The organism is Sphingosinicella sp. (assembly GCF_041916975.1).
In the GTDB taxonomy this organism is placed as follows: Bacteria; Pseudomonadota; Alphaproteobacteria; order Sphingomonadales; family Sphingomonadaceae; genus Sphingosinicella.
Genome location: NZ_JAYRYK010000001.1, coordinates 498,378 through 523,467, shown reverse-complemented (window position 1 = coordinate 523,467; position 25,090 = coordinate 498,378). Strand labels below are relative to the sequence as shown.

General features: G+C 65.2%; 18 protein-coding genes. 11 read left to right on the top strand and 7 right to left on the bottom strand.

Features of this window, described 5'->3' with window-relative positions; genetic code table 11:
• Nucleotides 1–22: 22 nt before the first annotated feature.
• The 4 genes from ACE3TJ_RS02545 to ACE3TJ_RS02530 form a co-directional block, all read right to left on the bottom strand.
• The gene (locus ACE3TJ_RS02545; RefSeq protein ID WP_374593539.1) at nt 23–1,219 is read right to left on the bottom strand and encodes a M20 aminoacylase family protein; all 1,197 of its coding nucleotides are present in this window, start codon (nt 1,217–1,219) and stop codon (nt 23–25) included.
• A 58-nt stretch (nt 1,220–1,277) separates the two neighbouring features.
• The gene (locus ACE3TJ_RS02540; RefSeq protein WP_374593537.1) at nt 1,278–2,885 is read right to left on the bottom strand and encodes an AbgT family transporter; all 1,608 of its coding nucleotides are present in this window, start codon (nt 2,883–2,885) and stop codon (nt 1,278–1,280) included.
• A 94-nt stretch (nt 2,886–2,979) separates the two neighbouring features.
• Nucleotides 2,980–5,979 (bottom strand): TonB-dependent receptor plug domain-containing protein, encoded by a 3,000-nt coding sequence (locus tag ACE3TJ_RS02535; protein ID WP_374593535.1) that lies wholly within the window; start codon nt 5,977–5,979, stop codon nt 2,980–2,982.
• A gap of 307 nt (nt 5,980–6,286) precedes the next feature.
• A complete protein-coding gene (locus tag ACE3TJ_RS02530; RefSeq protein WP_374593533.1) occupies nt 6,287–7,204 on the bottom strand; it encodes a LysR family transcriptional regulator in 918 nt (305 codons plus the stop codon).
• A gap of 103 nt (nt 7,205–7,307) precedes the next feature.
• On the opposite strand from ACE3TJ_RS02530, the gene leuC reads away from it, so the two are divergent.
• From leuC to ACE3TJ_RS02515, 3 genes are read left to right on the top strand one after another with little or no spacing between them, the layout of a single operon-like run.
• Nucleotides 7,308–8,738, top strand: coding sequence for a 3-isopropylmalate dehydratase large subunit (gene leuC, locus ACE3TJ_RS02525; RefSeq protein WP_374593531.1), 1,431 nt, complete (start codon nt 7,308–7,310; stop codon nt 8,736–8,738).
• 11 nt (nt 8,739–8,749) lie between these two features.
• The gene (gene leuD / locus ACE3TJ_RS02520) at nt 8,750–9,367 is read left to right on the top strand and encodes a 3-isopropylmalate dehydratase small subunit (RefSeq protein ID WP_374593529.1); all 618 of its coding nucleotides are present in this window, start codon (nt 8,750–8,752) and stop codon (nt 9,365–9,367) included.
• The gene (locus tag ACE3TJ_RS02515; protein ID WP_374593527.1) at nt 9,351–10,253 is read left to right on the top strand and encodes an alpha/beta fold hydrolase; all 903 of its coding nucleotides are present in this window, start codon (nt 9,351–9,353) and stop codon (nt 10,251–10,253) included. Before leuD ends, ACE3TJ_RS02515 begins: the two co-directional genes overlap by 17 nt.
• Nucleotides 10,254–10,266: 13 nt before the next feature.
• Here the strand turns inward: ACE3TJ_RS02515 and ACE3TJ_RS02510 are convergent, their stop codons facing one another.
• From ACE3TJ_RS02510 to ACE3TJ_RS02500, 3 genes are all read right to left on the bottom strand, one after another.
• Nucleotides 10,267–11,433, bottom strand: coding sequence for a diaminopropionate ammonia-lyase (locus ACE3TJ_RS02510; protein WP_374593525.1), 1,167 nt, complete (start codon nt 11,431–11,433; stop codon nt 10,267–10,269).
• Nucleotides 11,430–12,878, bottom strand: a complete 1,449-nt coding sequence (locus ACE3TJ_RS02505) for an amidase (protein WP_374593523.1) — start codon at nt 12,876–12,878, stop codon at nt 11,430–11,432. The genes ACE3TJ_RS02510 and ACE3TJ_RS02505 overlap by 4 nt, the downstream gene beginning before the upstream one ends.
• 77 nt (nt 12,879–12,955) lie before the next feature.
• Nucleotides 12,956–13,606: a TetR/AcrR family transcriptional regulator gene (locus tag ACE3TJ_RS02500; protein WP_374593521.1), complete on the bottom strand. Its 651-nt coding sequence runs from the start codon at nt 13,604–13,606 to the stop codon at nt 12,956–12,958.
• Between the two features lie 112 nt (nt 13,607–13,718).
• On the opposite strand from ACE3TJ_RS02500, the gene ACE3TJ_RS02495 reads away from it, so the two are divergent.
• The 8 genes from ACE3TJ_RS02495 to ACE3TJ_RS02460 all read left to right on the top strand — a co-directional run bounded on the left by ACE3TJ_RS02495 (nt 13,719) and on the right by ACE3TJ_RS02460 (nt 24,968).
• A complete protein-coding gene (locus tag ACE3TJ_RS02495; protein ID WP_374593519.1) occupies nt 13,719–15,254 on the top strand; it encodes a M81 family metallopeptidase in 1,536 nt (511 codons plus the stop codon).
• Nucleotides 15,255–15,261: 7 nt separating this feature from the next.
• Nucleotides 15,262–17,394 carry a TonB-dependent receptor gene (locus tag ACE3TJ_RS02490; protein WP_374593517.1) on the top strand — a complete coding sequence of 711 codons (2,133 nt, stop codon included), beginning with the start codon at nt 15,262–15,264 and terminating at the stop codon, nt 17,392–17,394.
• Nucleotides 17,394–19,304, top strand: coding sequence for a serine hydrolase domain-containing protein (locus ACE3TJ_RS02485; protein WP_374593515.1), 1,911 nt, complete (start codon nt 17,394–17,396; stop codon nt 19,302–19,304). The genes ACE3TJ_RS02490 and ACE3TJ_RS02485 overlap by 1 nt, the downstream gene beginning before the upstream one ends.
• Entirely contained in the window at nt 19,301–20,635 is a 1,335-nt protein-coding gene (locus ACE3TJ_RS02480) for an MFS transporter (RefSeq protein ID WP_374593513.1), read from the top strand. The genes ACE3TJ_RS02485 and ACE3TJ_RS02480 overlap by 4 nt, the downstream gene beginning before the upstream one ends.
• A 10-nt stretch (nt 20,636–20,645) precedes the next feature.
• The gene (locus ACE3TJ_RS02475) at nt 20,646–21,764 is read left to right on the top strand and encodes a C45 family autoproteolytic acyltransferase/hydolase (protein ID WP_374593511.1); all 1,119 of its coding nucleotides are present in this window, start codon (nt 20,646–20,648) and stop codon (nt 21,762–21,764) included.
• A 10-nt stretch (nt 21,765–21,774) separates the two neighbouring features.
• A complete protein-coding gene (gene surE / locus ACE3TJ_RS02470; protein ID WP_374593509.1) occupies nt 21,775–22,593 on the top strand; it encodes a 5'/3'-nucleotidase SurE in 819 nt (272 codons plus the stop codon).
• The gene (locus ACE3TJ_RS02465) at nt 22,580–23,704 is read left to right on the top strand and encodes a DSD1 family PLP-dependent enzyme (protein ID WP_374593507.1); all 1,125 of its coding nucleotides are present in this window, start codon (nt 22,580–22,582) and stop codon (nt 23,702–23,704) included. The genes surE and ACE3TJ_RS02465 overlap by 14 nt, the downstream gene beginning before the upstream one ends.
• A gap of 172 nt (nt 23,705–23,876) precedes the next feature.
• Nucleotides 23,877–24,968: a sensor histidine kinase gene (locus ACE3TJ_RS02460; protein WP_374593505.1), complete on the top strand. Its 1,092-nt coding sequence runs from the start codon at nt 23,877–23,879 to the stop codon at nt 24,966–24,968.
• Nucleotides 24,969–25,090 lie beyond the last annotated feature (122 nt).

Genomic DNA, 25,090 nt, shown 5'->3' with positions numbered 1-25,090 from the left:
GAAAAGCGTCTCCCCGAGGCCGTTATTTGGGCAGGAATGCCTCCGCCAAGGCGACCCACAGCGCGGCGCCCGTGGGCGAAATGCTGTCGTCATAGGCGTAGTGCGAATTGTGCAGCATGACCGATCCGGGGCCTTCGTCGCCGTTGCCGAGCAGGAGGAAGCAGCCGGGGACGACATCGAGATAACGGGCGAAATCCTCGCCCCCCATGCCCGGCACATCGAGATCGACGAAGCGGTCGAGGCCGACCACGCCGATCGCGATCTCGCGCACCCTCGCATAGAGATCGGCGGGATTGTGCAGGGCGGGGTAGCCGCGCTCGTAATGGAGTTCAGCAGTCGCGCCGAACGACGCCGCGACGCCGGTCACGATATCGCGCAGCCGCTGCTCGACGGAATCCTGGCTCGCGCGCGACAAGGTGCGCACCGTGCCGCCCATCCGCGCTTCATCGGCGATGATGTTGAACGCCGTGCCCGCCTCAACCTTGCAGATCGACACGACCACGGAATCCATCGGATCGGCATTGCGGGCGGCAATGCTCTGCACCGCGACGATGATCTGCGCCGCGACCAGCACGGGATCGACCGTCAGGTGCGGCCGCGCTGCGTGTCCGCCCTTGCCGGACACGACAATCTCGAACCGGTCGGCCGCAGCGTAAAGCGCACCGGCGCGCCCGGCGAGCTTGCCGGCAGCGATGCCGGGGCGATTGTGGATGCCGAAGATCGCCTCCATCGGGAATCGTTCGAACAGCCCGTCGCGGATCATTGCGCTCGCGCCGCCATCCGGATCGCCATCGGGACCCTGATAGCCGAGAGATTCCTCAGCGGGCTGAAAGATCAGGTGAACCGCGCCGTCGAAATTACGCGTCGCCGCGAGATGTTTCGCCGCGCCGAGCAGCATCGTCGTGTGCCCATCGTGCCCGCACGCGTGCATCACGCCCGGCGTGCAGGATCGGTGATCCGATTGGGCGAGTTCGGTCATCGGCAGCGCATCGATATCCGCCCGGATACCGATCGCGCGACCCGATTGCCCGGCGCGAACCGTCGCGACGATGCCGGTGCCGCCGATCCCGGTGTGGACCTCGTCGATCCCGAATTCGGCGAGGAGGTCGAGGATGAAGCGCGCGGTTCCCTGCTCGTGAAACCCGAGTTCGGGATGCCGGTGGATGTGCCGGCGCCAGGCGGTCATGTCCGCTTCGAGCGATGTCAGATCAACGGGCATACGAACGCTTCTCCTGGCGCTGCGACGGTGTGGGGGCGATTTTCATCTTCGTCTCCTCTCAGGGCACAGCGTGCGCGGGGATTTGATAAAAGACCTGCGCGCCGGGCCCGAGCGGGAGGTCGAACGCCACCCAGCCAACGGTCATCGCGATCCCTGTCGCCATGAAACAGAGCGCATAGGGCAGCATCAGCGCGAGCAGCGAACCCACGCCCATCGATTTGTCCCACCGCTGGCAGAAGACGAGCACGAGTGGGAAATAACTCATCAGCGGCGTCATGATGTTCGTGTAGCTGTCACCCATGCGATAGGCGGCGGTCGTCATCTCCGGGCTGATGCCGAGCAGCATGAACATCGGCACGACGACGGAGGACAGGACGCTCCATTTCGCCGTCGCCGATCCGATGAACAGATCGAGCACCGAGGACAGCAGAAGCACGCAGACAAGCAGGAAAGGGGCGGGAAGGCCCATGCTCTGCAGCTTCTCGGCCCCGCTGATCGCGATGATCGGCCCGATGCCCGACCAGTTGAACATCGCCACGAAATGCGCGGCGAAAAAGACGAAGACGAGATAGGGCGCGATCGTCTTCACGCCATCGCGCATCATGTCGACGATGTCCGCGGAGCCTTTCACCGTTCCCACCGCGCGCCCGAACACGGCGCCGGTCGCCAGGAACAGGATAAACAATGCCGCGATGATGGAGGCGTAGAGCGGCTGGAGGCGGATCGGGCCTTCGGCATCCTGATCTATGAAGGGCGTGTAGCCGGGCCACAGACACAAGGCCGTGAACGCAGCCACGACCAGCAGTGCAACGACACCGGCACGGCGGAGGCCACGGCGCTCATCATCACTGAGTTCGCCTTTTTCGAGATCCGCACGCAGCTGATCGTCAACCTCCTCGTCCCATATGCCGAGGCGCGGTTCGACGACCTTGTCGGTGATGAACCAGATGATCGGTGTGAAGAAGATCACGATGCCAAGAATGAAGTACCAGTTGCCGAGCGGGTTCATCATCCATCCGGGTTCGATGATGCGCGCAGCCTCCTGCGTGAAGCCGAACAGCAGGACATCGAGCTGCCCGGGCATGATGTTCCCAGCATAGCCGCCAGATACTGCGGCGAGCGCCGCCGCGATCCCGGCAAGCGGATGCCGCCCGACCGATGCGAAGAGTACCGCCGCCATCGGGATCAGCACGACATAGACGGCGTCTGCGGCATGATGCGAAACCATGCCCACGATCGCGATGATCGGCGTCATGTACCGGCGGGGCGTATTGCGAAGCGAACCGCGGATCAGCGCGAAGAACAGCCCCGATCGCTCAGCCACCGCCGCGCCCATCATGATGGTGAGGACGATGCCGAGCGGTGCGAAGCTCGCATAGGTCCGGGGCATCTCGGTGAACAGGCGGGCGATGTTGTCCGCCGAGAAGAGGTTGGATGCCCGGTAGATGAGGATGCCGTTCGCGAGTTCGGCGTTGGCGGGGGCTTCCTTGCCCGCGAAGGGAAGCGAGGCGCTCCATCCCAAGGCGGCCCCGAGCGCGGAAAGCAGCATCAGCGCGGCGATCAGATAGATGAAGATGATCGTCGGGTCGGGCAGGTAGTTGCCCACGCGCTCGATGAAACCCAGTACCCCCCTCTGACGGAGAGGGCGGATGGTTTCGGCAGTCACGATTGCGCCTCCTGCCCGGATGGATTCGTGTCTTCGTATACAGACACTATGAGGCTCACGCGCGCAGCGCGAGCCTCATAGTGTTGAGCCAAGATCAGAAGTTCACTTCGAGTCCCGCCCGGATCACCGGGCCGAACTGATCGAAGCCGCCGCCTGACGGATCGATGACCTGGACCGATTCCATCTTCGGCAACTTCTCGTTGAAGAGGTTCGAGACGCCGAACGAGAATTTGGCTTCCTGCCGCCCGTTCATCGGCAGCACATAGGATGCCGAGATGTCGTTGTAGAAGCGCGAACCCGTCTTGCGATCCGACACCAGTTCGCGGCTGATTCCCGGCGAGATGTCCGTCAGCGACTGGCTCGACTGGTAGCGTCCCTGCCAGCCCACGGTGAGCGGGCCGTTGCTATACGTGAGGCCCATCACGCCCTTGTACTTCGGATAGCCGTAGAAGCCTTCGAGGACGGTGTAGAGGTCGGGTCGCGCCTGGAACGTGTAGGTCCGCAGGCGGTGCAGATAGGTGAAGGCGAGATTGGCCGAAATGCGACCGTTGCCGACCGGCTGCGCATAGAACATCTGCGCGTCGAGACCCGAGGTTTTCAGCTTCGACGTGTTCACATAGGTGCTGTTGCCCGTGGTGATGCCGAAGAAGTTCGGGCTGGCAGTGTTCGACTCGCGGGTAATCAGCGAGCAGAGATCGGGATCCGGTCCACCGGCGCGATCGACGCAGTTTTCGGCGATCTGCTGCGGGCTGAGGAAGCTGATCGCATCATCGATCTGGATGTTGAACCAGTCGACCGAGAGCTGAAGGCCCGGCAGGAAGGTCGGCGTGAAGACGAAGCCCGCCGTCCAGCTGTCCGAAACCTCCGGTTTCAGGTTTTCGTTACCCGATACGATAAACGGCACGCCGATGCCGCCGTTCAGCGGAACATAGCCATCAGGGCGCCCGAGCGCGGCGCAGTTGGCAGCGCGATTGGGATTCTCACCGATGTTGGTTTCCGAGCAGGGATCGTCGACGTTGGTCGTCTGCCCTTCGCTCGGCCGGAAGGCCTCGAAGATGTTCGGCGCGCGGATTGCGCGGCTTATCGTCGCGCGAAGACGAAAACCCTCCGTCGGTTCCCAGATGCCGCCCGCTTTCCACGATGTTGCCTGCCCCGCGTGGCTATAGTCGGCATGACGCACAGCGCCTTCGATCGACACCAGCTTCGCGAACGGCATGTCGGTGAGGATCGGGACGCTAAGTTCTCCGAACAGCTCCGTGACATGGTAACCGCCTTCGTAGTCCTGCGTCGCGGCCTGATTGGTGAGGCCTGCCTTGACCAGCGGATCGGTGGTGCGACCGTTGCGTTCCTTGCGATACTCCGCACCAAGCGCGAAGCCGACCGCGCCGCCGCCCGGCATTGTCAGGAGTTTTTCAGAGTCGCCGGCAAGCGAGAAGCCGGCGGTCGTCTGCCGGATGAAGGCGTTGGAGACCGTCGTCGTCGTGACGAAGTCGCGCGCTGCCTGCGAGCTGGCAGTCGAACCGAAGGGATTGAACGGGGCGCACGGCGCACTGCCGACGATGCTCGGCGGCACGTAGCCGGGCGGCTGGAGCGCCGGAACGTTCATACGGCAGGCCGCCTCACCGGTGGCGGGGTCGATCACCGAATCGAGCGCGGCGTTCAGGTTCCGAACGAGCAGGCGATTGTAGCCGATGAACTTCGCCTTGGTGCGGCCATAGGTGCCGTAAACGTCGTAACGCAGGTCTGAAAAGCCCGTCTCGACCTTGCCCTTGAAGCCGCCGACGAACGACAGGCTGTTACGGTCGACCTGACTGTAGCGCAGGCCAAGATCCGTGTAGAGCCGGTCCATGCGTACCGTCGTTGCGCCGGCCGCGAGCAGATCCGCGCGGAAATCCTCGTTGAGGAAAGCATTCTCCGCAACATTGATCGGCGTGCCCGAACGGATCACGGGCTGACCGCGCCCGAAGCTGGACGTGTTGTTGTAATCGACCCCGAAATAGCCGCGAACACTGTCGCTGAAATCGTAGTGCGTGCTGAGATTGAGATTGTAGCGCTCGATATCGGGCACGATCGAGATGGAATCATCGAAACGGAAGCACGCGGCGCCGCAATTTTCGAAGACGCCGAAGAGGCCGCCATCGGTCAGGCTCGGTGTTGGGAAGGGACGCACTGTCCCGTCGTCGTTGAAAGCGAAACGTCCAAGACCGCCCGTGTCGTTGCTGAAGCCGACGACGCCGTAGCCGGAGAAGCGAAGCGCTTCGGCACCGGGGGCGAGGATCATGTCGGGAATGCCGTCATCCGGCCCGGTGTCGGCAGGATTGATCATCGCGACATAGTTCTTCATGTCGGCCTGACGCGGCGTGATTTCCTGCACCTTCGTGTAGTCGGCGGCGACTGTGATGTTGCCGCGGCCCTCACCGAAATTCTTGCCGGCGACGAGGCTGCCGCCATAGGTGAAGCCTTCAGAGCCGCGCGCTGGCTGCGAGCCGTTGAAAGACAGGCGGATGCCGTCGAAATTTTCCTTGAGGATGATGTTGACGACGCCGGAGACAGCGTCTGAACCGTAGATCGCCGAAGCGCCGCCGGTGATCACCTCGATACGTTCGATGAGGTTGGGGTTGATCGAGTTGAGGTCGATGGCCGCGCTGTCGGTGGCGCCGGCGACCCGGCGCTTGCCGTTCACGAGCACCAGCGTGCGGTTCGCGCCGAGGCTGCGCAGGTCGACGACGGCGAGGCCGCCGCTATTTTCGCCGCGCGAACCCGATGCGCCGGTCTGCTGGCTCTGCTGCATACTGCCCGAAAAGCCGATTGACGGCTGCTGCGCGAGCGCGCGGCCGATATCGAACTGGGCATTGTTGTTCGTAAGTGCGTCCGACGTGACGACGCCGACCGGGGTCGGCAAATCGAGAACGGGGCGACCGATGCGCGAACCGGTCACGACGATGGTGCTTTCGTCTTCCATCACCGTGTCTGTTGCATCGGCTGCGTCCTGCGCGCGCGCGGTGCCTGCCAGTCCAGCGCAAAACGAAATCGCGAGGAGGGATGCGGAAATCTTGAGCTTGCGACTGTTCGCCTTTGTCGTTCCCTGAATCATTTTTTTCTCCACCCTGAGCCCTGCCAAAGCCGCCCACCCGTCGGTTAGTGCAAGGGTCCAGCATGTCTATGGGGATGTAGGCAGCGATCCCAATGCCGGTTCGACATAGAATCATTCGTGCGGTGTGAAAGGCCCGCGCGCAGCATTATTACGCGGCCATCGGCCTAGGCGGATCGACATTCAGAAGATGACATGCCGAAAATGGTGGATGTTCGTGACCCGGAGCGGAGCGTGCTAAAGGTACGTCAGCACCGGAAGCGCGGAGAGCCGCCATTTGCAGGCTGTCAGAGCTGAATGTCGATCCGCCCTAGGCGGTCTCGGTCTTCAAGCGGGCCTTCACCATGCTCCAGAAGCCTTCGACACTGGGGCTTCGCCGCGCGATCGGCTTGTAAATGCGGATCTCGATGGGGACGTTCCAGCGCGCATCGCCTGCGGCGACAAGGCGGCCGCTTTCCAAATCGGCACTGGCAAGGCTGAGCGGTGCCCAGCAAAGTCCGCGCCCGTCGCGCGCCATCGAGAGGAGCGCGGTCGCCATGTGCGAACGGAACACCGTGCGAAGCGAGGCGGCGCCCGCGGATATCACCTGCGCCGCCTGAAGGATGCGGCCCATGCCCGATTTGTCCTCGAACTCCAGATAGGAAAGCGGGTGGTCGTCGGTGCCCGGCAGCAGGTAGGTCGGCGATCCGTCGCCGGAGGGCGCTGCGACTGGCAGCAGCACATCCTGTCCGAGAACGAGCGAGGTGAAACCAGCGGGATCGAGGCGATGCGCGGCGGCGGTATGATGATGGCACAGAAGGAAGTCGGCCTTGCCTTCGAGCATGAACCGTTCGCAGGCAACCATATGATCGGCGATCAGCGTGATCGTCCCGGCCTCATGCCCGTCGCTCACGCTGCGGAGCCAGGATGGGAAGAAGGTCGTCGACAGCGCGTGGGTCGAGGCGAAACGAATTTCGTTGCTGAGCGTGCCCCCGATCTCGCGCACGTGGTCGCGGCCGAGCGTGAGCCGCCGCAATATCTCCTCGGCGAGAACGCGGAAGGCCTGGCCCGCTTCGGTGAGGGCGATTCGATGCGTGTCGCGGTCGACGAGCGTCGCGCCGACCCATTCCTCCAGCGCGCGAATGCGGCGGCTGAAGGCCGGCTGGGTGAGGTTCCGCGCTTCGGCGGCGCGGGAAAAATTGCCTTCATCCGCAAGCTTGATGAAGTCCTCGAGCCACATGATATCCATTTGAACCCACCCGTCGCATCAATTGATACTGTCCCGGCATTGGCTTCGCCCAAACCCTCCACGGTAAGCCCGGCCCTGCGAATCCGCAGGGAAAGGTCTATGGATGTCGGCGCCAAAAACGCTCTACGACAAGATCGTCGACGAACACCGCATATTGTCTTTCGACGAAGCTGGCGGCGCTGGCGAACGATTGTTGCTCTATATCGATAGAACGGTGCTCAACGAGTACACAAGCCCCCAGGCGTTCAGCGGCCTTCGCGACGCGGGGCGGAAGCCATGGCGGCCGGAGGCTTCGCTCGGCGTCGTCGATCATGTCAATTCGACCAATCCCGACCGGGAGGCGGGCCATCTCGACGACGGCGCGCGTCGGCAGATCGCGTACCTCTCCGAAAACGGCCGCGATTTCGGGATCGAGATCTTCGATCTTTTCGATTCCCGCCAGGGCATCGAGCATGTCGTCATGCCCGAACTCGGCCTCGTCCTTCCGGGCATGGTGATTGCGGCGGGTGACAGCCACTCGACAACGTACGGCGCCTTCGGGGTGGTCGGCTTCGGCATCGGCACCTCCGATATCGAGCATCTGCTCGCGACCCAGACGCTCGTCTATCGCCGGCTGAAGACGATGCGGGTGACGGTCGAGGGCCGGCTGGCGCCGGGTGTGACGGCAAAGGATCTGATCATGGAGGTGATCCGCCGGATCGGCGCCGACGGGGCGTCCGGTCATGCGGTCGAGTTTTCGGGCGAAGCGATCGATGCGCTCGGTGTCGAGGCGCGCATGACGATCTGCAACATGGCGGTCGAATGCGGCGCGCGCGTCGCGCTGATGGCGCCCGACGACAAGGTCGTTGACTACATCGACGGTTGCCCGCGCGCGCCGTCGGCCGATCTGCTCGAACGCGCACGGATCGAATGGCGGGCGCTGTGCAGCGATCCGGATGCCCGGTTCGACAAGGAAGTGTGGCTGAGCGCGGACGACATCCCGCCGATGGTGAGCTGGGGCACGAGCCCCGATCAGTCGCTCGCGATCACCGACGTGGTTCCCGACCCCGATACGCTTCCGCCCGCCCGCCGCGCCGATGCCGTGCGCGCCCTGGCCTACATGGGCCTCGCGCCGAACACGCCGCTGCAGGACATCGCGATCGACCGCGCCTTCATCGGCTCGTGCACCAATGCGCGCCTGTCGGACATCCGAGACGCGGCGAGCATATTGAAGGGGCGCAAGGTCGCGCCCGGCGTCCGCGCGATGATCTCGCCGGGCAGCAGCGGCGTTCGCAGTGCGGCGGAGGCCGAGGGGCTCGATCGCATCTTCATCGAAGCGGGTTTCGAATGGCGCCGGTCAGGCTGTTCGCTCTGTCTCGCGATGAACGACGACAGCCTCGCGCCGGGCGAGCGATGCGCCTCCAGCACCAACCGCAATTTCGAAGGCCGGCAGGGGGTCGGCGGCAGGACACACCTGATGAGCCCGGCGATGGTCGCGGCGGCAGCCGTCAGCGGCCGATTGGCCGACGTGCGCGCGCTCGCGGCCCTCTCCTGATGGAACATTTCGTGCGTCTCTCGGGCCCAGTCGCAGCCATGCCCGCCGCGAACATCGATACCGATGTCATCATGCCGAAGGCTTTCCTGAAGGGCATCGACCGGTCGGGGCTTGCGGCGGGCCTGTTCCACGATCTGCGTTTCGATGAAAGAGGTACGCTGCGACCCGCGTTCATCCTGAACCGGCCCGATATGGCCGAGACCCGCTTCCTGCTCGTCGGGCCCAATTTCGGTTGCGGGTCTTCACGCGAACATGCGGTTTGGGGTATGCTCCAATACGGCATCCGGGGGATCATCGGCTCCTCCTTCGGCGCGATCTTCGCCGACAATGCGGCGAACAACGGCCTGCTCCTCCTGTCCTTGCCCTCCGCGCAGCTTGCCCAACTTGCAGCGCATCTCGAGGAAGGGGCGGGGCACATGACGGTCGATCTTGAAGCGCAGCGCATAGAGATCGGCGCCTACGCTGGAAGCTTCGATATCGATCAGGCGTTGCGGAGGGCGCTGATGCTCGGGCTCGACCGCATCGGCGAGACGCTGACCTATGCCGATCGCATCCGGTCGTTCGAGAAGGCCTATCTCGCCGGCAAGCCGTGGCTTATGGGTGGGCACGGTGATGAGCGCGCATCCTGAATACAGCGAGTTGATGCCGGGGTTTCGCTGGCACGATATCGATGCGGGCGGCGTTCGCATCGGGGCGGCCGTCGGCGGCGAGGGGCCGCCCTTGCTTCTCCTCCACGGCCACCCGCAAACGCACCTCACATGGCACAAGGTCGCGCCCGAACTGGCGAAGCGCTTCACCGTCGTCGCCACCGATCTGCGGGGGTATGGCGACAGTGAGAAGCTGCCCGGCGACCCGGAACACCGAAACTATTCCAAGCGTGCGATGGCGGCGGATCAGGTGGCGTCGATGGCTGCCCTCGGCTTCGATCGGTTCGATGTCGTCGCGCATGATCGCGGCGCCCGCGTCGCACACCGGATGACGCTCGATCATCCGGACCGTGTCGGCCGGATGGTGCTGCTCGACATCGCACCCACCGCCACGATGTACGCACAGACGAATCGCGAATTCGCGACACGCTATTTCTGGTGGTTCTTCCTGATCCAGCCGTTCGACCTACCCGAGCGGATGATCGCGGCCGATCCCGACCATTTCCTCGATCGCCACCTCGCCGGCCAGATCAAGATCGAAGGCGCGCTCGATCCGCGCGTGGTGGCCGAATATCGCCGCTGCTACCGGGATCCGGCAACGCGCCATGCGATCTGCGAGGACTATCGCGCGGCGGCGAGCATCGACCTCGAACATGATGCGGTGGACGAAGGGCGCCTGATCGAAGCCCCCTTGCTACTGCTCTGGGGTGCTTACGGCACGGTGGGAGCGCTGTTCGATGTCATGGAAAGCTGGCGTCCGAAGGCCCGGGACGTAAGCGGCCGTGCGCTGCCGTGCGGCCATAGCCCGCAGGAAGAAATCCCCGACGTGCTGCTCGCGGAACTGGAAACCTTCTTCGCGAAGGCGTGAGGTCAGCCCCGATTTACCGTGCTGTCTGCGTCAATCGTTCGAACTCGCCTTCATCCGTCACGCCTTCCGTAATGATGAAGAGCAGAGTGGCGTCGCCGTTCACGCCGATCGCTTCGCGCCATCCGAGATCGGTGGCGGCCAGCGCGCCCGCGAGCCCGGCGGCGCCGGATGCGCCCGCGCGGATCGCGGTATCCGTTTCGGCAGGGGCGGCGAGGCTACGGACGGCTTCGGCGGCGTAGGTGTCGGCCACCGATATGAAGGCGTCCACACGGTCCTTCAGAATTGCGAATGCCGGCAGCGAAGGGCGCAGGCAATCGAGCATCGCGAAGATCGTCTCTGCGCTGTGCGCTATCTCGGTCGCGCCGTCGGCGCGCGCGCTTTCCAGCAGACAGTCGGCGCTGTCGGGCTCGACGACGATGATGCGCGGCGCGTCGGAGCTGCCGCTGAACCGGCTCGCCATCGCGGCAGCGAGTCCACCGACACCGGCCTGCACGAACAGGTGTGTCGGCCGCTCGTCGGGCGAAAGCTGTGCGCGGATTTCCTCGGCAATCACGGTGTAGCCCTGCATCACGCGAACAGGCAGCGGGTCGTCCGCACATTCCGGTGCGTCCGCGGTGTCGGAAACGAGAATGGCGCCCGTGCGTGCCGCATCGTGCCGCGCCTGTTCGACCGAATCGTCATAGGTGCCATCGACGCGCGCGATCGCCGCGCCCTGCCTGCGGATATGATCGGCGCGTTCCTCGGTCACGCCCGCGTGAAGATAGACCGAGCAGCGCGCACCCACGAGCCGCGCGCCCGCCGCCACGGCACGGCCGTGGTTGCCGTCGCTGGCGCAAACGAAATGCATGTCCGAGGCGATGGCGCGAACCTCTTCGCCGACGAGTTCGGCGGGATCGAGCGTGCGCCCGAGCGCGGCTTCGGCCTGCGCACGTACGACGCTGAACACCGCATAGACGCCGCCCAGCGCCTTGAAGCTGCCGAGCCCCATGCGCTTGCTCTCGTCCTTCACAAGCACCTGCCGCACACCGAGACGCCGCGCGACCCCCGGCAGCCGAACGAGCGGTGTCGGCGCGTAGGCCGGGCAGGCGGCGAGCATCGCCATCGGCTCGAGATGCGCGTCGGCGGGCAGGCCTCCCTGCGGATCAGCGGTTTTGAGCGGGTTCAGAAGCAACTCGGTCATGCGGCAACTCCGGTTCGCGTGGCGGAGACCGGCGGCCGCGTGTCTCGCCACGGCCGTGCGCTTTCAAGCGCGGCGACAAGCGAAAGCAGGCTCTCCTCACCACCGGGTCGACCGGCGATCTGCGTGCCAATCGGCAATCCGTCAAGCACATGCAGCGGCACGCTCATCGCGGGCTGCCCGGTGAGGTTGTATTGCACCGTGAATGGCGCGCGGCGGAACACGTCGGCGAAGAATGCGGACAGCGCTTCGACGCCCGGGCCTACACGGCGATCGTGCGAAAGCACGCCGTGCGGCAGGGCGGGCGAGGCGAAGACCGGGGAAATGACCGCATCGAATGCGTCGGCAGCGATTGCCATGCGGCGGCAGAACACGTTCATTTGATCGAGCGCGGCGAGATACGCCTCGGCACTGATCGTCTCGCCGTGGCGGATCATCGCCAGCGTTGCTCCCTCGACCGTATCGGCGTCCGCGCGTCGTCCGGTCGCGGCCTCAATGCGGCGGACGGCGCGCAGGATGTTCGCCGACCAGATCGTCACGAGCATGTCGATCGCCGCGTCGGCGTCGAAGGCGATGGCGATCGGCTCGATCGAATGCCCAAGCGCTTCGCAAAGCCGTGCGGTGTCCTCGGCTGCCATGATCACACCGGCGTCGACGGTATCGGCGAAGGGGCTCGCCGTCAGCAGCGCAAGGCGCAGCGGTGCGGGTGGGCGCTCTGTCGCGGCAAGGAAGCTGCTTCCCGGCGATGGCGCCGTGTAGCGGTAGCCGGTATCGGGCCCGGCGAGCAGATCGAGTGCGGCGGCGGAATCGCGGACACTGCGGGTGATCACATGCGCGGCGGTCAGCCCGCTGTTGACTTCCCCCGCCTGCGGTCCGCTTGGAAGGCGGCCGCGCGAGGGTTTTAGCCCGAACACTCCGCAGCAGTGCGCGGGAATGCGGATCGAGCCGGCGCTATCTCCGGCAAGGGCCAGCGGAACGATCCCCGCGGCAACTGCCGCCGCCGCGCCGCCGCTCGATCCGCCGGTGGACCGCGACACGTCCCATGGGTTGCGCGTTATGCCGATCCCGCGCGATTCCGTCGTGAAGGCGCTGCCGAGTTCGGGTGTCGTCGACCGTCCGATGATGGAGAAGCCGCCTGCACGGATACGCTTGATGACTTCGCTGTCTTCGGCGGGCCGCAGCCCCTCTGCAAGCAGGCAGCCCATTTCCTGCGGCACGCTGGCCATCGCCCAGCCGATGTCCTTTGCCAGCGTCGGTACGCCCGCAAAGGTGCCGTGCGTGGCAGGGGTGGGAGGAGGCACCGGGCCGGCCAGCACGTTGAGCGCCGGGTTCAGGGCCGCGAGCGCGTCGCGCGCTGCGTTCTCCACCTCGGTCGCGGTTACGCTGCCGTCGCGAATCAGGGTGGCGAGGTCAAGCGCATCGCAGCGTGCATACTCATCGGTTCGCAAGGGCGTGTCTCCATAAACGACTGATGATCAGTCATGAAAAATGCAAAATACGTCTATCGCGGGCAATGCCGGCCTGTTCAGATTCCGCTCTTGAAACCCCGCAGGGCGGCGAGCAGCCAGTCGCCGACGCGGTCTTGATAGTCCGCGGACATGCGGTTGCGTGAATGGCCGAAAAGGCGGGGCAGGGCACCGTTGATCGTGTCGATTAACAGCCACGAGAGGAGATCGGGATCACCCGGTCCGATCTCGCCTTTGGCCTGCCACGTCGCCACTGCGCGCAGGGCAAAGACGTTCAGCGGCGCAAAGACATCGTTCCACCGGTCGCGGTCGATGCCGGTCGAAGTGCCGCTGTCGATGTTGTCGAGCACGTCGCGGTAGGCGAAACAGGTCCGATAATATCCCTCCAGCACCTGTCGAACGCCGGTCTCCATATCCGCGGACTCCACCGGGATCGTTCCGAGCGTTGCCACCGCTTCCGCCACCATCGCGCGGATCAGTTCGATGACGATATCGTCCTTGCTGGAAAAGTGCAGGTAAAAGGCGCCCTGGCTCAGCCCTGCGGCGGCAACCACGTCCGACACGCGCATCTGCGAGAAGCCGGTGGAGGCGAGCACGGCGCGTGCGGCGGCGAGCAACTGCGCCTTGCGGACCTCGGGCGGCAGCGTCCGCTTGGTCGCGGCGCCTTTCGCGGCAAGGTCCGGCTTTTTTCGTGCGCTCGTGCCAGCCATCCGAACCTGTCTCTCCTGATCCCGAAACCTGCGTGATGGCAACGGTCTTGACACGGCATATCGCGAGTGTCAACTCTAGTGACTGACAGTCAGTCGATGAGTCGGGAGGAATATGAGCGCGGGAAAGATCTTCGTTGGGGCGTTGTCGGCGGAAACGAATATGTTCTCGCCGGTGCCGACCGACATCGGCAGCTTCCGCGATCATCTGTGGGTCGAGGCAGGGTCGCTGGGCGACGCGGCGATCTGGCCCGCGCCGCTCGAAGGCTTCCGGCTCGCCGCGCGGGCGCATGGATGGCATGTTGCGCAGGGCCTGTGCGTCGCCGCCGAACCCGCCGCTCCGATGTCGACCACGGATTATGCGGAGGTTCGCGATCGACTGCTGGACGATCTGCGCGCTGCGCTGCCTGTCGATGCTGTCGCGCTCAGCCTGCATGGCGGCATGATCGCGGCCGGCGTTCCGGACTGCGAGGGCGACGTTCTGCAGCGCGTGCGCGCGATTGTCGGGCCTGACGTTCCTGTGGGCGCCGTGCTCGATCCCCACGCGCATCTCACCGATGCGATGGTGGAGGGCGCCGATCTCCTGATCTTCTTCAGGGAGTATCCCCACACCGATATCGAGGATCGCGCGCAGCGGCTCGTCGAGAGGCTCATCGAATGCCGGGCGGGCGCGATCCGGCCCGTGGCGTCGGTGTTCGATTGCCGGATGATCGATTTCTATTTCACCGACCGCGAGCCGATGCGCGTGTTCGTGGACGACATGGCGGCGGCGGAGGAGGGGGCGATCCTGTCCGTGTCGCTCGTTCACGGTTTTCCGTGGGGCGACGTGCCGGAGATGGGCACGAAGATGCTCGTCTATACGGACGGCAACGCCCCGCTGGGTCAAGAGGTTGCCGAGCGCTTCGGGCACCGCCTGTTCGCGCTGCGCGGCACGACCCTGCCGCCGCTGCTTTCGGTCCCCGAAGCCGCCGCGCTGGTGGAAGGCTGGCAAGGCGCACCGCTCGTGCTCGCCGACGCCGCCGATAATCCCGGCGGCGGCGCGCCCGGCGATGCGACATGGCTGATCGGGGCTCTGATCGACGCGGGCATCGAAGGTGTGCTCGCGGGCCTCGTCTGGGATCCGATGCTGGTACGTCAGGCCGCCGCCCTCGGGCCGGGCGGTGAGGCGCGCTTCCGCATCGGCGGCAAGGCGTCGCCGTGGTCCGGCCAGCCGCTCGATGTTGATGCGCGCGTCCTTTCGGTGGTGCGCGATGCGGTGCAGCACGCCGACGGGTGGGATTGGCCGATGGGCGACGCGGTGCTGCTTGAGATCGGCGGCGTTCGCCTCGCCGTGTGCGACCGGCGTGTGCAATGCGTCGATCCTGCGGTTTTCCATATGCTGGGTGCAATGCCGGAGGCGGCGCGTGTCATCGTCGTCAAGTCGGCCCAGCATTTCGTTGCCGGTTTCCAAGCGATCGCCGGGCGTATCGCCTACGTCGAATCGCCCGGCGTTCTCAGTCTTACCGGCGATGCCGCACGCTACCGGCATCTCAGCCGTCCGAAATGGCCGTTCGATCCCGATCCCTTCGCGGACGGGGCGGGCGTCATCACCACGTCCCCGGGGAGGGACGATCACCAGCAAAGGGGGAAAGTCGATGTTCAGCAGGGATGAGGCTATTATGCGGTCTTCGATGATGGTTTCGGGCCGCTCACTCGCAGGCGTCGCGCTCGCGGCGCTCGCCGTACCGCTGGCGATGCCGGCGCTTGCGGCGGAAACCGCCGTCGCACCGGAGGAAATCCTGGTGACCGCGCGCAAGCGTGAAGAGCGCGTTCAGGACGTGCCGATCGCGATGACCGTGTTCGACGCGGAAGATATCGCCGCGCGCGGCGTGAATGCGCTGCGCGATCTGGAACATTCCGTGCCGAACCTCATGTTCACCAGCGTCGACAACGTCGTCAGCCCGCAGATCTCGCTGCGCGGCATTTCGAGCGATGCGCGCAACATCGGCTTCGAAAGCGGCCTCAGCCTCTATGTCGACGGCGTCTACACGGGCCGCCCGAGTTCGTTCAGCGTCGACATGCTCGATGTCGCGCAGGTCGAGGTGCTGCGCGGCCCGCAGGGCACGCTTTTTGGCAAGAACACCACCGCGGGCGCCATCAACATCATCACGCGCGCGCCCTCGCAGGAATTCGAAGGCAATCTCGAACTCCAGTACGGCAACTACGACGCGCTCCGCGTCCGCGCGTCGGCGAGCGGCCCGATCGTGAAGGACAAGCTCGCGATCCGTGTCGGCGGCTACATGCGGAAACGCGACGGCTACCAGCACAATCTCCACACCGGCGGCGATCTCTACACCGAGGATTCGAAAGGCGCGATGGCGAAGCTGCTGCTGACGCCCGCGGACGGTTTCGATCTCCAGATCGCCGTCGACGGCCTGCACGATCGCTATCGCCCGAACGTCAACGAGATGGCGAGCGGGCTCGGTGCCACTGGCAAACCTCGCGACGTGGACATCGACACGCCCGTCTACCAGGAGCGCGACGTCTTCGGCACCAGCGCCACCGCCAATCTCGATTTCGGCCCGGCGACGCTCACCTCGATCAGCGCCTACCGCACGACCGACATCGAATTCCTCACCGACGACGACGGCTCTTCAAACCCGTTCCTCACCGGTCATTTCGAGGAGGATCAGGAACAGGTCTCGCAGGAACTCCGCCTCGCCTCCAATGGCAACACGCTCCTCTCATGGGTCGCAGGCCTCTATTATTTCCACCAGCGCGTCACCACCTCGCGCCTATCGCGCCTCACCAACCTGCTGCCGTTCCAGATCGACGTGACGCTCGATGCAAAGGTGCTCACCGACAGCTATGCCGCCTTCGGCCAGTTCGACTACAAGATTACCGACGCCCTGACGCTCACCGGCGGCCTGCGCTACACGTCGGAGAAGAAGACGCTCGACATGGATCTCGTCGGCTCGCCGCTGTTCGGTATCGCGACCGTCTCGCTTTCGGGCCATCGGTACAAGGAGGACGATCTGTCGCCGACGCTCGGCCTCGCATGGCGCCCGAACGACACGCTCAATCTTTACGCAAAGGTCGCGAAGGGTTTCAAATCCGGCGGTTTCAACGCGGATTACGTGCCGAGCGCGCTCGTCGACTTCGATTCCGAAAGCGCGACGAATTACGAGGCCGGCGCGAAATATGTCTCGCCCGATCGCGCCGTGCGTGCGAATCTCGCGGTCTTCGTCACCGATTACCGCAACCTGCAGGTGATCCAGTTCCAGCAGTTCGCGGGCTTCAACATCTCGAACGCCGCCGAGGCAACGATCAAGGGCGTCGAACTCGATTTCGAGGCGTCGCCGATTGCGGGCCTGCGCTTCGACGGCAGCGTCGGCTATCTCGACGCGACGTTCGACAGCTTCAAGGACGCCGGCGGTGCAGGCGTCGACTACGACGGCAACCGCCTCCCCGAAGCCCCGCGCTGGACGGCGAGTTTCGGCGCGCAATACACGCACGATATCGGCGTCGGCAACGTCACGCTGCGCGGCGACATGACCTACCGCGCGCATTATTTCGTCGATCCCGAAAACACGCCGGCGGATCGCATTCCGGGCTACACACTCTACAGCGCACGGCTCGGTTTCACCACCGCCGATGGCGTCTGGACGGTCGAGCTGTGGGGCAAGAACCTCGCGAACAAGCGCTATCTGAATGCGCGCGGCACACCCGTGCTCGGCGGTCTCCTCGGTCAGGAATACGTGAACTACGGCGCGCCGCGTACCTACGGCGTCCGCCTGGCCGCGGCCTTCTGATGCGACTTCCCGGTCTTCTCTCCGCGCTGCTTCTCGCCCTGTCGCCGGTTCCGGCAGCAGCGGCGAGCGGCGACCTCGCGGCATGGTCCGACGCGGTCGTGGGCCGCGCTGTCGCAGAGGGGCGAGCCTCCGGCGCGGCGGTCGCGATTGTCGAGCACGGCAAAACCGTGTTCCTCAAGGCCTACGGCGAAGACCGGGGCCGCCCGGTCACGCCGAATGGCACGCCGTTCTCGATCGGCTCCGTCTCGAAGTCGTTCACCGCGACCGCGATCGCGCAGCTTCTGGAAAGCGGCCGCATCGCATCGCTCGACGATCCGGCGAACCGCTATCTGAAACGCATCCATCTGCCCGCGCGCGGCGGCCGCGAGATTACCGTGCGCAATCTTCTCACGCACCGCGCGGGTTTCGACGACAGCACCTACGGCCTCGCGACACCCGCCCCGGTGAAGGTGCCGCTGCCGACGCAGGCGATCGAAAAGCGCCTGCCGCCGCAGGTGCGCCGCGCCGGTGACGTGTCGGTCTATTCGAACAACGGCTACGCGATCCTTGGCCTGCTCATCGAGGATGTCACCGGCGAGCTTTATCAGGATTACGTCGCGCGTCATGTCTTCGGTCCGCTCGGCATGGCGAAGTCGTTCGTGCGCACGCGGCCGGACCAGCCGATCGCGCTGCCCACGACGCTGCACGCAAACGGCGAGCGCACGCCCGTACCACAAACGTGGGCCTATCACCCCTACATTGCGCCCTCCGCGGCGATCGTCTCGACAGCGGAAGACATGGCGCGCTTCGCCGCAGCACAGATCGCCGCCGAGCGGGCGGGCGCACCCGGCATCGCGAATGCCGCAACGACGAAACTCATGCACAGCCGCATGGTCGCCAATGCGCCCGACGTGTCGGGGTTCGGCATGAGCTTCGTCGTCAGCGACTGGAACGGCGCGCGGATCGTCGAGAATGCCGGTTCCGGTCCCGGCTTTCAGGCCAATTTCATCCTGCTCCCCGGCCGCGACCGCGCGCTCGTCGTGCTGGTGATGGGGGATTATGCTGGGCCATCGGCTTGGGAGAAATTCGCCGCGAAGCTTTCCGGCAAGACGCTGGATGCCAAAACCAGCCTCAACATGTTCGCAATCCGCCGCAGCTATCTCGAACGCGAACTCGGCGGCTACGCGCCGCCCGCCGTTGCAGGCCCGCTGCCGCCGCCAGCACAATTCGCCGGGCTCTACCGCGCCGCGCGCCGCCCCGCGACAACGCCCGAAGCGCTCACCAATCCCGGCGCGGTGATCGATGCGCGCGCGGGCGCCGGGGGCACGCTCACGATCAACGGCATTTCCGGCTACCGGCAATATGCGCCGGGGCGCTTTTTCCGCGCCGACGTGACGCAATATATGCCGGACGCCGGGGCCTCCGATCTCTATGCCTTCGCAACCGACCGCGACGGCAAGGTCCGCTACGCCGCAACACACGTCGCGATCGAAATGTTCGCTCCGGCGCGGTTCAGCCCCGCGCAGGCACGGCTGGCGGGCGGCGTGGGTCTCGTCCTTTCGCTGTCGGGTCTCGCCGCGATCTTCTGGCGCCCAAGGCGCGGTCCCCACAAGGTCGCGCGATGGTCGGCGTTCATGCTCGGCATCGGCGCGCTTATCGCCATGCTCATCCCGGTTGCGGGAACGGCATGGCTCGGCAATCCGGTGTTCGCGTGGGCCTTCTCCGATACGCGTCTGTTCGCCGCGCTCACGGTCGCGGGCAACCTCATCGCGGCGTCCACGCTGGTTCTCGCGCTCGCCATGTTGGCCGGGCTCGGGGGTGAGGGGCCGGGCAGGGGGCGATGCCTATGGCTCGCCACGCTCGTTATCGGCGGCGCGCTGCTCACCGCCGCGCTCTTCTATTTCAATCTCGTCGGCTGGCACCTGCCATGACGCAGCGTATCCCCTCGTCACGCATTGCCTTGTTCGCCCTTCCGGCATTGCCGGTGGTGATGGCGCACATCCCCGTCGGCGCGATCATCCCGTCCTTCTATGCGAAGCACACCGCGGCCTCGATGGCGGCGATCGGTTCGGTGTTCCTCGTCTCGCGCATCTTCGATGCGATGATCGATCCCGTCATCGGTCATATGAGCGATCGCACGCGCGGGCCGTTCGGGCGCCGCAAGCCGTGGGTCGTTGCCGGTGCGGCCGTGATGGTCCTCGCCGTCTGGGCGCTGTTCACGCCCGCGCCGGATGCAGGAGCCGGCTGGCTGATGGCGGCGTCGATGGCGCTGTTCCTCGGCTGGGGGATGCTCGAAATCCCCTATCGTGCGTGGAGCGTCGAACTCTCGCGCGACTATGCGGAGCGCACGAAGATCTCCACGGCGATCGCGGTAATGGGTGCGCTCGGCACGTTGCTGTTCATGGCGATTCCCCTGCTGCCGATCTTTGCCTCGTCGGAAATCGGCCCGCCGACGATGGCGCTCATGGCGATGGTCATCGCCGTGCTGCTTCCTGCCTGCGTCGTGCTCGCTGTCTGGCGCGTTCCCGAAGGCGATGCACTGCCCGAAGAACGCAGCACGGGGCTGGAGGCGATCCGTTCGCTCGCGCGCAATCGCCCGCTGCTCATCTTCGTCGTCACCTTTATCTTCGGCGGCCTCGGCACCGGCGCGTTCACGGCGGTGTTCTATCTCTTCGTCGATAATCACCTCGGCATCGGCGATCGCTTCGCCATGCTTTACGTCGCGTCGGCCGCGGCGAACCTTGCCGGTATGCCGCTCTGGCACCGCGTGATGCAGCGCATCGGGCGCCATCGCGCGCTCGCGCTCAGCTGGGGCAGCCTCGTGTTCGTCCAGCTTGCCATGCTCGCCGTGCCGAAGGGGGAGGCCGCATTCGTGCCGATGATCGGTCTCGCCATCGCCTTCGGGTTTGCCGAGGCGGCGACGAAGGTCGCACCCTATGCGATGGTCGGCGATATCGTCGATTATGAAACGTGGCGCAGCGGTGTCGATCGCTCCGGCAGCTATTTCTCGTTCATGATCCTGATCGCCAAGCTCAACTTCGCGATCGGCGGCGGCGCGGCTTTCCTGCTGCTCGGGCTGATCGGCTACAGCGCGACGGGCGTGAATAACGGCTTTGCAGCAAGCGGGCTCATTGCGGTCTTCGTCGGGCTCCCGGTTCTCCTCTGGGCCGCTGCCGCCGTCATGGCGACGCGTTTTCCGATCACCCGCAAGCGGCAGGAAATCCTCCGCCGCCGCATCGAATCCCGTACGCGGGCAATCTGAAAGAGCTGTTATGGACACCGCGAACCTTCCGGTCCTCGATCTCGAGGGCACGCCGCGCGAACGCGGCCGCGCGCACGGCGAAACGCTGCGCGCGAACATCCTGGATCTGCGCGCGAAATACCGCGATTATGTGCGCGCCTACTACGATCTCGATCCGGCAGAATTCTACGCGGGCTTCCGGCGCTATGCCGATTTCCTGCCCGCCGTTCGCACACACGCGCCGCACCTTCTTGAAGAGGCGATCGGTATCGCGGAAGGTGCCGGGCTCGATCCCGATGATGTCGTCTACACGCAGTTCGGCGACGAAGAGTGGCAGTACGGGTTCTTCCATCACGAACCGGCGCATCCCCGGCAGAAATGCTCCAGCTTCGGCATCGTGGGGGAGGGCATCACCTACGGCGGGCAGAACATGGATATTCCGCCGATGTTCGATGGGCACCAGATTTTGATGCGCATCCGGGAACCGGACGGGCATGTCGCGTTCGTCTTCAGCTTCGCGGGCATGATCGGGCTCAATGGTGTCAACAGTTCGCGCCTCGGCCTCTGCTGCAATTCGCTCAATCAGCTCCAGCCTTCGCGTACGGGGCTCCCCGTGGCCTTCATCGTCCGCCGCCTGCTCGAAGCGCGCAGCTTCGCGGAGGCAGAGGCATTCCTGCGCGCCGTGCCTCATGCTTCGGGGCAGAATTATCTGCTCTCCGCGCCCGCTCGCGTCGGCAGTTTCGAATGCTCTGCGTTCAGCGTCACCGAATGTCCCGGCGGCGCGGAGAATGGACGCATCTGCCATACCAACCATGTGCTCGCGAGTTCGGATCTCGGCGCGTTTCAGGCGCGTATCGCCGCGCTTCCCGAAACCGAACGGCCCACGTTCAACAACAGCCGCCAGCGGCTTCTCTCGATCGCCGGACGTGTCGAGCAGGGCGGCGCCTCTACGCTCGAAACCCTGCGCGCCGCGCTTTCCGCGCACGATGATCCCGCGAACCCCGTCTCGCGCACGCATCGCGACGTGCTCGGCAGCCCGATCGGGTTCACGGCGGGGTCGATGATCTACGAACTCGGCAGCCCGCCGCGCCTGCATGTCGCTGCCGGGCCGCCCTGCGAAACGCCGTGGCGCACGTTCGATGTCGAATAGGGAGGTCCGCATGTTGAAGCCTATCATCGCCGTCTCTTGCCTGTTTGCCGCTGCGTCCCCGGCGGCCGCCGGGGGATGCCGTCTGCTCATCGTCAACGACGATGGCGTCGGCGCCCCCGGCATCGCCGCGCTCGCCGATGCACTGAGGGTGGATTGCGACGTCGTCGTCTCCGCGCCTGCCGGTGAACAATCGGGCGCGAGCCATGCGATCCCGAACGTTCGCGATGGGCTCAGGGTGCGCAGCGTCGCGGTGGGCAGCGGCACGGGCTATGCCGTCGAAGGTTCACCCGCGGAGGCTGCCGGGCTCGGGCTCACTGCGCTGTCGGATGGCAGGCCGTTCGATCTCGTCGTCTCGGGCATCAACCGCGGCGAGAACACCGGCCTTGCCAACCTCTATTCGGGCACGGTCAACGCCGCGGTCGAGGCGTTGGTGCGCGGCGTTCCCGCCATCGCCATTTCGCAGGACATGGGGTACGGGCGGGACTACGCTGCTTCCGCCGAAATTGCCCGCAAGCTGGTGCGAAAGACGCTTGCGAAGAGGCTTCCCGAAGGGGTCATGCTCAACGTCAACATTCCGATGGACCCCAAGGGTGTCACCATCGCGCCCGCGCGCGGCATGACCGTACGCATCGCCGGGTTCGACGCGAAGGATGCGGGCGAGGGCGTGACGCTTTACCGGGCACGTATTGCAGAAGAAACCGCGCCGCCTGCGGCCGGGGACGTTGCCGCCTATCGCACCGGGCGCATCACGATCACGCCGCTTGCGCTCGACCGCACGGACAAGGCGGCGCTCCGCACCGTCCGCTGGGCCGCCCATGCCGGTTTCTGATATCTGGGATCTGATCGGCAAGCCGGGAAGCCGCTGGCGGATACCGACCCCCGCGCTCGTGCTCGATCTCGATGCGTTCGAGGCGAACATCGCGGCGGTCGCCGAATTCTGCCGCGCGAACGGGCGCACCTTCCGCCCGCACGCCAAGAGCCATCGTTCGGTCAGCGTCGCGCGGCGGCAGATCGCGTCGGGCGCGGTGGGGCAGGGCTGCGCCAAGCTCGGTGAGGCGGAGGCGCTTGCGGAGGGCGGTATCGATGGCCTGCTTGTCACCTCGCCTGTCGTCACCGATGATGGCATCGCCCGCCTGATGGCGCTCAATGCCTGCGTCGACGATCTCAGCGCGGTCGTCGATCATCCCGCCGTACTCGCGCGCATCGGCGATGCCGCCGCCGCGTCGGGCAGGCGCCTGAAGCTCGTCGTCGATCTCGATGTTGGCCTGCACCGCACCGGCGCCGCGACGCCCGAAGCCGCAGAAGCACTCATCCACGCGATCCTCGCGCATCCCGCTCTCGAATTCGCGGGCGTGCAGGCCTATGCTGGGCATCTGATGCACGTCGCCGGCACACCCGCCCGCCGCGCCGCGCTCGAAGCCGCGATGGCGCCGCTCGCCGCACTGCGCGGGCGCGGAATCCCGCTACCGCTCACCACCGGCGGCGGCACCGGCAGCCTCGCCATCGATACAGAAATGGGTCTCCTCACCGAGCTCCAGCCCGGTTCCTATCCGTTCATGGACAGCCAGTACGCAGACGTATGGGTCACCGCCGGCGAACCCGCACCGTATCGCTCGTCGCTCTTCGTCCAAACAACCGTGATCAGCACCAACCACCCCGGCCTCGCCACAGTCGACGCCGGCTACAAGGCCTTCGCCACCGATGCCGAAGTTCCCCGGATTCTGGCTGGGGCCTCACCGGACACCACCTACTTCTTCTACGGCGACGAACAGGGCGGCCTGACCCTCTCGGCGGGCAGCACACTTGCAATCGGCACCGTGATCACCTGTTCGGTCCCCCACTGCGACCCGACCGTAAATCTCTACGATGCCTACCACGTGGTCCAGGGTGACCACCTCGTGGATGTATGGCCGATCGAGGCGAGGGGACGCTCTCAGTAGAAACCTCGGCAAGCGGAAAATACCGCCTTCCGAGGGGGCGATCGCCCTGCCGTCCACCGCGTAGCACACCATAGGCCGATGAGCTTGATGGCAGGATCAAGGGCGATCTGTCCAAAAAGGAGCTGTGACGAGGCCAAATCAGAGGCTGAGCGTCCGTTCATCGCAGGGGGCATTGCGTTATGGCGATTTGTACGCAAACTTTCGCGCCGTACCCGCGCGCGCTGTGAAGGTTGGACTGGTACTCGACTGGAAGGCTGTGATGCAGGACGCGTCCAAGGTAAAATCGCGACTGATCGACAAGGTGCGACCTTGGCTTCCGCCGCCCGCGAGTCCCAAAGCCTATCTATGCGCGGTAATATTGATCGGACTTGCAGTGCTGGCCCGCATTCCGATGGATGCCGTCGCGCGGCAGCCGCTTCCGCCCTATATCACGCTCTATCCAGCCATCGTCCTTGGCGCATTCTTGGGCGGTGTGCGGGTTGGCCTCTTCGCGGTTGTGCTCAGCGCCGTGGTGGCATGGACCTTGTGGATGTCGCCGCCGACGCCCGGGGCGCTTGATCCGCTCAGGATCATGACCGCCCTCGTGTACCTCTGCACCGCCAGTGTGACGATTCTTACGAGCGGCATGGCGCGGCTTCTGCTCGACGAACTCGCCAGTACGGAAGACCTGCGTCAACGGGCGGCGCAGGAGTCGGTGCACCGGATTAAAAATCTGCTGGCGGTGGTACAGTCCATCTCGCGAAAGATCAGCGCGAGTGCCGGCGATGTGAAGAGCTATCGGGACCGGCTCGACGAAAGACTGAATGCGCTCGCGGTTACGCAGGATATGCTGCTGAAAAGCGAATGGCAGGATCTTCCCGTGGAAGAGTTGGTCCATGCGACGCTTGGTCCGTTTCTGCCCAATCCGCGCCTTCATGTGCAAATCGAGTATGGTGCAAGCGTACCGGCACGTGCAGTCGCACAGTTCAGTATGGCGCTTTACGAACTTGCGACCAATGCGATGAAATATGGAGCGCTTGCCAATCCGCAGGGCTCGGTTGAACTCAGGGTCCGGCGGCTCGATGACCATTTCCACATCGAATGGCAAGAGAGAGGGCTGGCGATCTCCCCGAGCGGAGACCGTGTTGGACTTGGTACGAAAGTCATTCGGTCAGCGCTCTCAGCCGTTCCGGCGGGACAGGTGCACTATGAGGTCGGTCCGGTAACCGTCGGATGCCGGTTCGTCTGGCCCGCACCACCGTCGGAAAGAGCGGATGCGGCCTGATTTGTATGGAAGCGAAATCGGGCCCGCTGGAGACAGGCAGGGCGTCATCGTTCCACCTCTTGTGCAGGCTGAACGATTCTCGCGCGTCGAGGTCAATTCGTCGTTCTATCGATCGGACCGTC

Coding starts and splice junctions, on each gene's coding strand:
- ACE3TJ_RS02545 (WP_374593539.1), bottom strand. CDS start 1,219: ATGCCCGTTGATCTGACATCGCTCGAAGCGGACATGACCGCCTGGCGC.
- ACE3TJ_RS02535 (WP_374593535.1), bottom strand. CDS start 5,979: ATGATTCAGGGAACGACAAAGGCGAACAGTCGCAAGCTCAAGATTTCC.
- ACE3TJ_RS02530 (WP_374593533.1), bottom strand. CDS start 7,204: ATGGATATCATGTGGCTCGAGGACTTCATCAAGCTTGCGGATGAAGGC.
- leuC (WP_374593531.1), top strand. CDS start 7,308: ATGTCGGCGCCAAAAACGCTCTACGACAAGATCGTCGACGAACACCGC.
- ACE3TJ_RS02515 (WP_374593527.1), top strand. CDS start 9,351: ATGAGCGCGCATCCTGAATACAGCGAGTTGATGCCGGGGTTTCGCTGG.
- ACE3TJ_RS02510 (WP_374593525.1), bottom strand. CDS start 11,433: ATGACCGAGTTGCTTCTGAACCCGCTCAAAACCGCTGATCCGCAGGGA.
- ACE3TJ_RS02500 (WP_374593521.1), bottom strand. CDS start 13,606: ATGGCTGGCACGAGCGCACGAAAAAAGCCGGACCTTGCCGCGAAAGGC.
- ACE3TJ_RS02495 (WP_374593519.1), top strand. CDS start 13,719: ATGAGCGCGGGAAAGATCTTCGTTGGGGCGTTGTCGGCGGAAACGAAT.
- ACE3TJ_RS02490 (WP_374593517.1), top strand. CDS start 15,262: ATGCGGTCTTCGATGATGGTTTCGGGCCGCTCACTCGCAGGCGTCGCG.
- ACE3TJ_RS02485 (WP_374593515.1), top strand. CDS start 17,394: ATGCGACTTCCCGGTCTTCTCTCCGCGCTGCTTCTCGCCCTGTCGCCG.
- ACE3TJ_RS02480 (WP_374593513.1), top strand. CDS start 19,301: ATGACGCAGCGTATCCCCTCGTCACGCATTGCCTTGTTCGCCCTTCCG.
- ACE3TJ_RS02475 (WP_374593511.1), top strand. CDS start 20,646: ATGGACACCGCGAACCTTCCGGTCCTCGATCTCGAGGGCACGCCGCGC.
- surE (WP_374593509.1), top strand. CDS start 21,775: ATGTTGAAGCCTATCATCGCCGTCTCTTGCCTGTTTGCCGCTGCGTCC.
- ACE3TJ_RS02465 (WP_374593507.1), top strand. CDS start 22,580: ATGCCGGTTTCTGATATCTGGGATCTGATCGGCAAGCCGGGAAGCCGC.